Genomic DNA, 9795 nt, shown 5'->3' with positions numbered 1-9795 from the left:
CAAGGGCGGCGGTTATCGTTCCGGGATATTCATCAATCCGGTCATCATCAATGGCGATGCGGAGGACGGCGGTCGCGGTTGTCCCGTCCGCCGGCTCAAAGGTCAGGCGGGCGGTCTGTTCGCCCGGAGACGCAGCAAAGTCCCCCTCACCGGAAACCGTCAGCAGAACATCAATCGGACCCCCGGGAACTATGTCCGCCGTAACGGTGTATTCCGCGTGGGCTCCCGGCCCCTCGGTTTCAGAGGCGTCGGGGGGAGCCGCAATGGTCAGAACCGGCTTGTCATTGTCTGCAACGTTAACAACCGCCGGGGTTCCGCCCACCGTGTATTCCCCTTCAACCTCCCTCAGGGTTACGGTTACCGCTCCGTCAAATTCATCAACGGCGTCATCGTTTGTTCTGACTTCATAGGTCGCGGTCGTCCCGCCGTTGAAGTCAAGCGTTACACGCCGGTCATTGTTATTGCTCACAAAGTCACTCCCCGCCTCATCGGCGACATTCAAAGTAACCCTGAGCCCCGGTTTGGGAGCAATGTCCGCCGTAATTTTGAAAAGCGCGGTTGCCCCCTCGGTGATGACGGTGTTGGTTACCGCCGTAACGGTCAGTTCCGGCGGGTCGTTGTCGTCAATAATCACGGAGGCATCCGAATACGTAACCTCCAGCCGTTCGTTTTCGCGGGGAATACTCGCGAAGATGTAGTAGGTTCCATCTTCAAACACTCGTCTGAACCCATATATATAAACATGCAGCCTTCCGTCTATGGTGTTCACTTCGTCATCAAGGGTGGGAACCTCGTAGGTTGCGGTATAACGACCATCTTCATCCTCGGTAAAGGTGGGGGTTATTCTAACGAACCTAACGAAACTGTCAGGGTGTATAAAAGAGGTCTCGCTCGTTTCTCTGGTCCCCAGAACCAGTTCCAAACCGGGCGGCGGAGCCTTGTTCGCGGTGATGGTAATAACCGCATTTTCACCCTCCATAACGGGAGATTCCGCCGAGAGGTTAATCAATATATCGTTATCAATGATGTTGATGCGGTGCTCCAGTGTTCCGGCCCCGTCCGCCACGCCCCAGTCCGGAGGGGTTGACGGGGTGAGAAACGTCCTTGACAGAAGAATAATGGCGGTCTCATCGGACATATTGCCGTCATCATTCGGATAGGTAACCCTGACGGAACCGGAACTCTCCCCCTCAAGTATCACGAAGGTGAGATTGCCCTGAAACCTCGCCTTGGTCTCGTCAACGGGCGTGAGGGTAACCGCCGCTCCCCTGTTGTGGTCAACCCGCAAAAGTGTCGGAACGCCTCCTACGGGGGCGGGGCCGGAAAGTTCTATGGTTACAATTGCGCCGTTGGTGCCCTCCTCGGTAACCATCGTGCCGCTTGAGGATGAGAAGGAGAATGAGTTGGTGGGCGGGTCGCTGTCAGTGAGGGTTATCCTGTGGATGGCGGGTGATATGTTGTATTCGTATTGGGGAAGGTTTCCGGAGAGGGTTACGGTGATAACTTTGTTGCCGAGTTCGGCAACGGAGTCGTCAACTATAAAAACCGGAAGAACGGCGGCGGACCGGGTCGCCTGAACGGTAAGGGTGGTCGTCAGGGAGTCCCCGCTTGGAGTGGCAAAGAAGGCGTCGCCGGTGGAAACGCCTGAAATGGTCGCGGTGAGGGTGATGTCGCGGGCCGGAGGCGAAGACAACTCAATGTCCAGATGAACGCAATTATCACGCCCCGCAGAGCCGGACGAACACCGGTTTAGACCGGAGGGAACCGTCTCGTCAACGGTGGAGGTTTGCCCGGCAAAGCCGACTGTGGGAACCGGATCGTCATCGGCAACGGCAATGGTGTGGGTTATAACCTCATCGGTCAATGTTGACCCCGCATGGGAAACCGTTCCCGGAACCGTCCATCCGGTAGGCAGGGGAGTGTCGCGGGGCTCCCCTATATGAACCGCCAGAGTTTCGGGGGCGGTATTGCCGTCATCCGCAACCGCAACGGAGAAAGAGCCCCGAACTTGCCCTTCTTTTATCGTGAAGATATTGCCGGAGGGGTTGAATTCCGCAATGCCGGTGTCGCTTGCGGTCAACGTAACCAGACCGTCCGCAACGCCGGAAGTCAGCACGGCCAGCGAAATGCCTCCCGCAGGGGCGGGGGCGGAGAGCGCCACGGTTACGGTCGCGGGGGTGGTGTCCTCAGTCAGCGCGGTGGCGCTTGAGGGCGCAAAGAAGACGGCGCCGCCGGTGACGGAAGGAGGGTTGGGGTCTTCATCATCAATGATGGTGATGCGGTGCTCCAGTGTTCCGGCCCCGTCCGGCAGGCCCCAGTCCGTAGGGGTTGACGGGGTGAGAAGCGTCCTTGACAGACGAAGAGTGGCGGTCTCGCTGGAGGTATTTCCGTCATCATCGGGATAGGTAACCCTGAAGGAACCTGAAGTCTCCCCCTCAAGTATCACGAAGGTGAGATTGCCTTGAAAATTCGCTTTGGTCTCGTCAACGGGCGTGAGAGTAACCGCCGCTCCCACCCTATGGTCAACCAGCAACAACATCGGAACGCCTCCCGCCGGGGCGGGGGCGGAGAGTTCCACGGTTATGACCGTGCCATTGGTGTCTTGCTCGGTAACCCGCACACCGCTTGAGGATGAGAAGGAGAAGGTGTTGGCATAGGTGGTCTGCCCCTTGGCGGGAGCGGAAAACGCAACCGCCGCGCAGACGAAAAGCCATAAAAAGATACGGGAACAAAGACTTGCCCCCTCACTATATTTTATAGAAGCACACACAACAAACACTCTGCAACCGCCAAAGCGGTCATGTCTTGCTTAAAAAGTATAAGTGTAAAATCATTATAATCAAGGTAATAGTGTTAAGTCCGGATGCCCCGGTTTGCAAAAAACAAGGTTTCACACCGGTTCCATAATCGTTCTTCTTCTTTCCAAATCGGCCCCGGCCACCCTTATTTTCACTTCCTGCCCCATGTCAAACCACTTCCTTCTGCCCCCCCTTGCCATCTTTTCCCTCGGAACAAAACCCTCGGCGCATACCTCGTTCAGTTCCAGAAACATCCCGAACGGCAGTATGCTTATAACCTTTCCGGTGAAAACCCTGCCAATAAGGGTCTTCATATAGTTTGCGGTTTCCAGTTCAACGGTTTCCCTTTCGGCGCGTTCGGCGTTTCTTTCCAGTTTGGATGTTTTCTCGCATATTTCGTCAAGCCGGGCGGGCGCGTCTTTGGGAGAGTCAATCATTCTGTGGGCGATAATGTCCGGGTATCTTCTGATGGGAGAGGTAAAATGCGTGTATTCCCGCAACCCCAGGCCGAAATGCCCCTCCTTCCGCGTGGAGTAAACCGCCCTTTGCAGGGAGCGGAGAACCAGCATCTTTACGGAACTTTCCTCTTTTTTCCCTCTGAAATCGCGCAACAGTTTCTGAATGGCGCGGGCGGTCGCCTTTTTGGGCATATCCGCCTTGTAGCCGAGTTTGCGAAGGTCTGAAACCAGTTCGGCGGTGGACTCCTCGGTCGGCGGCTCGTGGACCCTGTAGACGCCGCTCCCGTTTTTCCTCAGACGCATGCCTACCGCGCGGTTCGCGGCTATCATAAACTGCTCAATTATCATGTTCGCCACGCCCCTGTCGGCGTTTACAACATCGGTTACCCTGCCGGTTTTGTCCCGGACAAGGAGCGGTTCGGGCAGGTCAAAATCAAGTTCGCCGTTTTCAATGCTGCGTTTTTTGATCTTCTCATAGAGGTCTTTCATCGCGGTCAGGGGTCTTTTTGCCTCGTCCGGCACTCCCGCGCCCGCGCCTCCTTCAAGAAAATCGGTAACCCCCGAATAGGTCAGGCGTGCCGCGCTGCGGATGATGCTGTTGTAAACGTGGAAATCATTGAGTTCGCCGCCGGAGGAAAACTCCATTTCCACCGTCTTTGTAAGGCGGTCTTTATGGGGGACAAGGCTGCAAAGGTCGTTTGAGAGCGCTTCGGGAAGCATCGGAATAACGCGGTCGTCAAGATAGACGCTTGTGCTGCGCCGGAGCGCCTCCCTGTCAAGCTCGCCCCCCGGACTGACGTAGTGGGAAACATCCGCAATGCAGACCCAAACCGTGTATCCCGCCCCCTTGTTGCTTATGCCGACCGCATCGTCATAGTCTTTCGCGTCATCGCCGTCTATGGTGAAGATGGTCTTTTTTCTGAGGTCAACCCTGCCGTCCGCCGCCTTTGAGGGGTCTGCGCGGCAAACATCCTTCGCGTGGCTGAGAACCGCCGCCGGAAACTCGCCGGGCAGGTTGTATTTGAATCCTATCGCCCGCTTCTCGGCCTCCATCTCGCCCGCCCTTCCGATAACGGTTTCCACAACGGCGAGGGGAACGGCCTGCTTGCCGTCCTTTGAGAACCCTTCAATCCGCGCAAGGGCGAGGTGTCCGTTCCTGAGTTTCGGCGAGCCGCTTTTCTTTGAGACAAGGGCGTGGGAAAAATCTCCGCCGCGCGGAACCAGCCGCATGTCCCCTTCGGGGGAGGCCACCGCCTTGGCGACAAACAGGTCGCCTTTGTTTACGAGGGGTCTGCGTCGGTTCGGGGCGCTTTTTTTTCTGACAGCGCTCATGGAGTTGCAACCATTGTATATGGAATGCCGGGATTTGAAACAGGCGCGGCGGCCTCCGGCGCAAAAAATGGCGCGTCTTGTAAAAGCCGCGTCTTTGTGTAATCTTCCGCCGTAATGCTTAAAACAAACATTCCCGGCTCCCTCGCAACGGTCTCCCTCATTTTTCTTGTCGTGGGATACGGCATCTCCCTCAACACCTCAATAGAGTGGTCTCTGTATTTCAAGATTGTGGGCTCGGTGTTCGGCATCGGAGTCGCGGTCGCGCTTATAACAAGGTTCATTCCGTCTTCCGGCGGAAAGTAGCCCTCAGCCCACCACCCTCGGAGTTATAAACAGCAGAAGCTCCCTCTCAATGGTCTGTTTGACGGTGCGTTTGAACAGCATCCCCAAAACCGGAATTGACGACAGCAGCGGCAGCGCGGACACATTGTTGTTCTGAGTTGTGGTTACTATTCCGCCGAGAACTATGGTTTCCCCGTCCGCCGCCAGCACTTTTGTGCGGGCTTCATTCCTTCTGATTGACGGCTGTGAGCCGACCGCAAAGGTGGCGTCGGGCGAATTGTCCGTGATTTGAATGTCCATAAGGACGGAGCCCTCCTCCGCTATTGAGGGCGTAACCTCAAGGCTGAGCGTGGCGTCCGCAAACTCGGTTTTTGTCCCCTGCTCCGACACGGTTGAAAACGGTATTGATATGCCCTGCTCTATGCGCGCCGGAGAGCCGTCCACCGTCAGGATCTTGGGCGAGGAAAGTATCTTCACCTTGCCCCTCGCCTCAAGGGCGGAGAGCCGCACGTCAAGGTCAAACGTTCCCGAAAGGTTTCCCAGCACCACCCCCAGCGAGCCGCCGCTGCCGGGACCCGTGGCGGCGGGCAGGTCAACCGCAAAGCCGTCTCCCACCATGCCGAAAGGCGTTTCAAGGCGGGTTCCGCCAAGGTTTATGGTTGAGGGAAAACGCGCCCCGGTCGCCCGTCCCGAATAGTTCAGCCCCCACCGTATTCCCACGGCCCTTGAGAAGTCGGTTCCCGCCTGAACGATTCTTGACTCAATCATTATCTTGGTCGTCGCCCGGTCAAGAGACTTAATCACCCCTTCCAGATTCTCCATCCGCAGAGGGGTCTCCCGGACGACTATGCTGTTGGTTCTCTCATCAACCACCACCTTGCCCCGCTTTGTGAGCAGGTTTCTGACCGTCGCCGCCGTTTCACGCGCCGAGGCGTAATTCATAAAGAACTGCCGGGAAATCAGTTTTTCGGTTTTTTCAACCAGCGCGGCGGCGTCCGAGGCGAGCCGCCTTCTTTTGCTTATCTCCTCAAGGGACGAGATTTTGATGACCCCGCCGTCAACAAACGCGCCGAGCGAGCCCTGCTCAAGCACCACCGCAAGGGCGTGGTCCCACGGAACGCCGGTGAGTTCCATATCCACCGCCCCGCTCACATCGTCCGACATTATGATGCTGAACCCCCCTATCTTCGCCATGTGAAAGAGAACCTCGCGCACATCAACCCCTCTGTAGATAAAAGTTCCCTTCTCCCCCCGGTAGTTGACGCCGTCCGCGCCGAGGGACGCGACTCTGAAATCAAACGCCCACGGGCCGCCCGTTTCCCCGCCGGAGCGGGAGGGCTGAAACGCCGCCGCAAGAGCAACGGCAAAAATTAAAACCGCCGCGCGCCTCATTTTCTAAGCGGGAAAAACTCCGTCCCCTCGCCCCGTGAGACAAAAACCCCGTCCTCCCTGACCTCGGAAACCGTCCCCCCGAACGCCTCCCGCCCTTTTTCAACCCAGAGTGATTTGCGCCCCGAAACCAGCATGGCGAACTCCGAGCCCGCATAGCGGACAAACCCCGTAACGCGAAGGCCCTTTTTGCCGCGCCCGCTCTCACGGGCGGGGGGCTGTTGCTTTGCGGACGGACGGGCGGCGGAGCGCGTCTCCGTCTCCGGAGAGGGGGCGGGGGTTTCTCCGGTTTTGATGTAAACAAAGGCGGCAATTGCCGCAACCGCGACCGCCGCCGCAACGGGGCGGGCAAGGGAGCGGGGCGGGTTTTCAATGAGGTTGATCTCTATCATAGCCGTCAGTTTACCGTCCAAATCACTTCGCCACCCTCAGCGCCAGCCCCGTGGCAACGGCGCACTTTGCCGAAATCTCCGCCGCCCCGTCGCAAAGCCCCTTCAGCGGGTCGGAAAGCCGCGCCTCCGCCCCAAGGGTTTCCCCAAGCGCGTCCGCGAGACCGTAAAGCAGCGCCCCGCCGCCGGAAATTTCAATCACGGCGGGGGAGTATTCCGGGGAAACAAACACGTCAAGGGTCGCCCGCGCCTCCCGCGCCAGTTTCAGAGAGAACTCGCGGGCCGCGCCGATAAAGTCGGGCATTGAGTCCGCGCCGAGAGACATCTTTTTCACCTCCGCCTCGTCCGCCGTCATGTCTCCGGCGTTCGCCATTGCGAGCGTTACCTCGCCGGAGCCGCACGGAAGGTCTCTTGTCAGGACGGTCTTTGCGCCGTCCAGAACGGCGAGATTGGTTACAGACCGCCCCACATTGAGAAGAACCGCCGCCCCTTCGCTCTCCGGGCGGGAGCGGAGGCGGGAGTTAACAACCGCAAAGCCGTCATAGTCCACAACGTGGGGAATAAGGCCGCAAGACCGCAATGCGGAGACGCGCCCGCGAACGGCGGCGGTTTTTGCGACCGCCATATGCGCGACATCGCCGGAGACGCAGAAATCGCTCACGCAGCCGTCCGCGCCTTCGGGAAAGAGCGCGGACAGGCGGGCGGAAACCGCCTCTTCGGGGGAGCCGCCGGAATACGGAACACCGCCCGCAAACACGGACGCGCCGGACACCGAAACCGCCGCAGCCGCCCCTCTGAGGCCGAAATCTCCGGCGAGAAGGGAAAGCGGCTCAACAGCGCGGCGCGGGTCGTCTCCGTCCGCAAACAGGTCTGCGTAAAACGCCTCTCCGGCGGTTGCGGAAAACCCGCCGCCGCGCTCTTTTTTGAGCGCAACCGCCTTGACGGAATGGGAGCCGATGTCAATCCCCACCGCGGGAGACCCGCCGAGCATGCCGCCCGCGCTTTCAATGACTTTCCTGAAAAAGCCGCTTTTCATTAATCAGTTTTTGTTGAGAAACCGCGAAAGCGATATTACTTTCTTTGACTCTTCCGCCGTAGCGGGAGCGTCAGCCGCCGGAGCGTTCTTTTTAATCTCTTCGGGGTGGTCCTCAATAATTTCCTCAAGAATTTTGCGCATAACCTTCAGCGCCCCGATGGAGTGCTGTTTCATATACGGCTTTGTGTAACCCTTGTCTATGATGTTCTGTCGGCGTTTTGATATCAGGTAGTGAAGAATGAAAACCTGATTGTTGAGCACGATGAAAAGCGCCAGATAAAGGAGAAGGTTGTTTCTGAGAACCTTGCCGATGAGAGCCGAGCGCGGCGTTTCCATGGTTACGACTCCGCCGTAGGGGTCTCCGGCGAGAAACGGCACGGAGATGGAGTATATTCCGCCCTCATCGCTGATGGCGTATCCCTGTTCAAAGGGAAACTCCTTGTCGCCCGCATGGTATCCGCCCTCGTTTGCAAAGGCGACCCGGAATGCGGAAGGGGCGACTTCAAAGGTTTTGAAAAGCCCGCCGCTTCCGTGCTTGTTATTGAGCATGGCGTAAAACTCCGAACTTGTGGGGGTGGCGGTGTGAACGGAATATCCGGTCGCCTCCTCGCCGATAAGTTCGGACGCGACAACCGTCTGTTTTATGAGTTCCGATTTGGCGTTGCTGAACTGGCTGTAGAAAATTGCGCCTATGAGAAAAAGTATCGTGGTTTCCACGAAAACTATTTTGTAAAAGAGTCGGAATTTTCCGGTCAGGCGCATTTGAGGAACTCTTCAAGAATTTTTCTTACTTCAGAGTTCTTGTAGTGCTTGAACAGCATAAAGACCATTCCGTTGAAGTCTTTCTTAACCTCATTGTCAAGCACCCGGTATAATTTGACCAGATACCGCTCCTCGTCCGTTAGAATCTCAAGGTCTTTTTTATCTATGTGCTCCCGTTCAACAAACTTGCGAAGCCTTTCCTGCCGCGAGCGTTTCCATGTCTCATCAAAACTGACTTTAAGGAACTTTGCTATCTGGCGACATCTATCCCGCGAAGGGGAATCCGCCTTGCCTGTTTCAATCTGATGGACGTAAACTTTGGAAACGCCGAGATAGTCCGCAAGAGTCTCCTGAGTAACCTTTTTTTGTTTCCTTTTGGCTCTTATGTAATCGCCGAAGGTCATAACCCCACAAGGCTACACAGTTGCCAAGGGGATTGTCAAGGGGTTGGAGATTATGTATTTTGGGGGCGGGAAGGCGCTCAGCTGCAAACAATCAGAACTCTCTGTTGAACTTGATGTAAGCACGGTGCTCCACTTGCGGCGCGGAAGTCTCGTCAACCGCCTCATACCCCGCGCTTATTCCGCTTCCCGTCTCTATGTCCAATCCGCCCGAACGGCTTACGGTGGCGCCCTCTTCTATCACGCCGCCCGCAAACACTTTCACATTGCCCATCTCATACATCAGCGGCATTCCGTAGCCAAATTCCAACTCGTATTTACGCTGCGCCGAGGTGTCAATATTGACATCTTCTATTCTCTGCTCCCAAAGCGTGTCGCGCTTGTCGCCGGTGGCTCCCAGATACGGACGGAAAGACACAAACGGACCTTTCTCCCTGCCACGCGGAGACCACGTTATGTCGCCGGAAAAACCTCGCTCTTTCAAATCATCGCTCTGAAGAACCAGCATGCGTCCGTCAAGGTCAACTTTCAGACCAACCGAGCGGATGCCGAACTTCAGACCGCCGCCAACCTCAAGGCCGCTGCCCGCTGCCGCATCACCAAAGTCACCCCTGTATGCCAGCGCCAGAGAAGCGTCAATGATGTTACCGCTCAAAACAGGACGACTCCCGGTAACTTCAACTCCAAGCCGCGCCGTCCCGCTGTTCGCGTCAACCCCGGCTCTGCCCCCATAGCCGTCATCGGAGATGCGGGCAAACACAAAGTCTCCTATCGCGTCTATGCTCAAACTGTTCTGTCCAATCCTGCGGGCAAACACCTTTCCGCTTCCGCCGACTCCCAAGGTTATCAGCGTCACATCGCTTTCGCGCCCGCCGAAACGGCTTGAATTGTCTTTCTCTTTGACATCAGCGCTTCCCAGACCGAAGCCGAAGGTTCCCCAGAGGGTCA

Annotated in this window: 9 protein-coding genes; 1 reads left to right on the top strand and 8 read right to left on the bottom strand. The window is 57.1% G+C overall.

What is annotated here, in order from left to right; genetic code table 11:
• Both OXF42_03545 and OXF42_03540 read right to left on the bottom strand, forming a co-directional pair.
• Positions 1–2770: hypothetical protein (locus tag OXF42_03545; protein ID MCY4047170.1), on the bottom strand; the 2770-nt coding region annotated here is incomplete at its 3' end.
• Between the two features lie 120 nt (positions 2771–2890).
• The gene (locus OXF42_03540) at positions 2891–4588 is read right to left on the bottom strand and encodes a VacB/RNase II family 3'-5' exoribonuclease (protein ID MCY4047169.1); all 1698 of its coding nucleotides are present in this window, start codon (positions 4586–4588) and stop codon (positions 2891–2893) included.
• Positions 4589–4702: 114 nt separating this feature from the next.
• On the opposite strand from OXF42_03540, the gene OXF42_03535 reads away from it, so the two are divergent.
• Complete coding sequence (locus tag OXF42_03535) at positions 4703–4891, top strand: hypothetical protein (protein MCY4047168.1); 189 nt, start codon at positions 4703–4705, stop codon at positions 4889–4891.
• A 3-nt stretch (positions 4892–4894) separates the two neighbouring features.
• Here the strand turns inward: OXF42_03535 and pilQ are convergent, their stop codons facing one another.
• From pilQ to OXF42_03505, 6 genes are all read right to left on the bottom strand, one after another.
• Entirely contained in the window at positions 4895–6262 is a 1368-nt protein-coding gene (gene pilQ / locus OXF42_03530; protein ID MCY4047167.1) for a type IV pilus secretin PilQ, read from the bottom strand.
• On the bottom strand, positions 6259–6672 hold the full coding sequence (locus OXF42_03525; protein ID MCY4047166.1) for a hypothetical protein: 414 nt from the start codon (positions 6670–6672) through the stop codon (positions 6259–6261). Before OXF42_03525 ends, pilQ begins: the two co-directional genes overlap by 4 nt.
• 1 nt (position 6673) lies before the next feature.
• Positions 6674–7684, bottom strand: a complete 1011-nt coding sequence (gene pilM, locus OXF42_03520) for a pilus assembly protein PilM (protein MCY4047165.1) — start codon at positions 7682–7684, stop codon at positions 6674–6676.
• Positions 7685–7687: 3 nt separating this feature from the next.
• Positions 7688–8401 (bottom strand): hypothetical protein, encoded by a 714-nt coding sequence (locus tag OXF42_03515; protein MCY4047164.1) that lies wholly within the window; start codon positions 8399–8401, stop codon positions 7688–7690.
• 35 nt (positions 8402–8436) lie between these two features.
• Positions 8437–8850 (bottom strand): helix-turn-helix transcriptional regulator, encoded by a 414-nt coding sequence (locus OXF42_03510; protein MCY4047163.1) that lies wholly within the window; start codon positions 8848–8850, stop codon positions 8437–8439.
• 91 nt (positions 8851–8941) lie between these two features.
• Positions 8942–9795, bottom strand: an 854-nt coding sequence (locus OXF42_03505; protein ID MCY4047162.1) for a hypothetical protein, incomplete at its 5' end; no start/stop codon positions are given.

This window comes from Candidatus Dadabacteria bacterium (genome assembly GCA_026708565.1).
Taxonomy (GTDB): Bacteria; Desulfobacterota_D; UBA1144; order Nemesobacterales; family Mycalebacteriaceae; genus Mycalebacterium.
The sequence above is the reverse complement of the archived record's forward strand: the minus strand, read 5'-3'. Positions and strand labels throughout refer to the sequence as shown.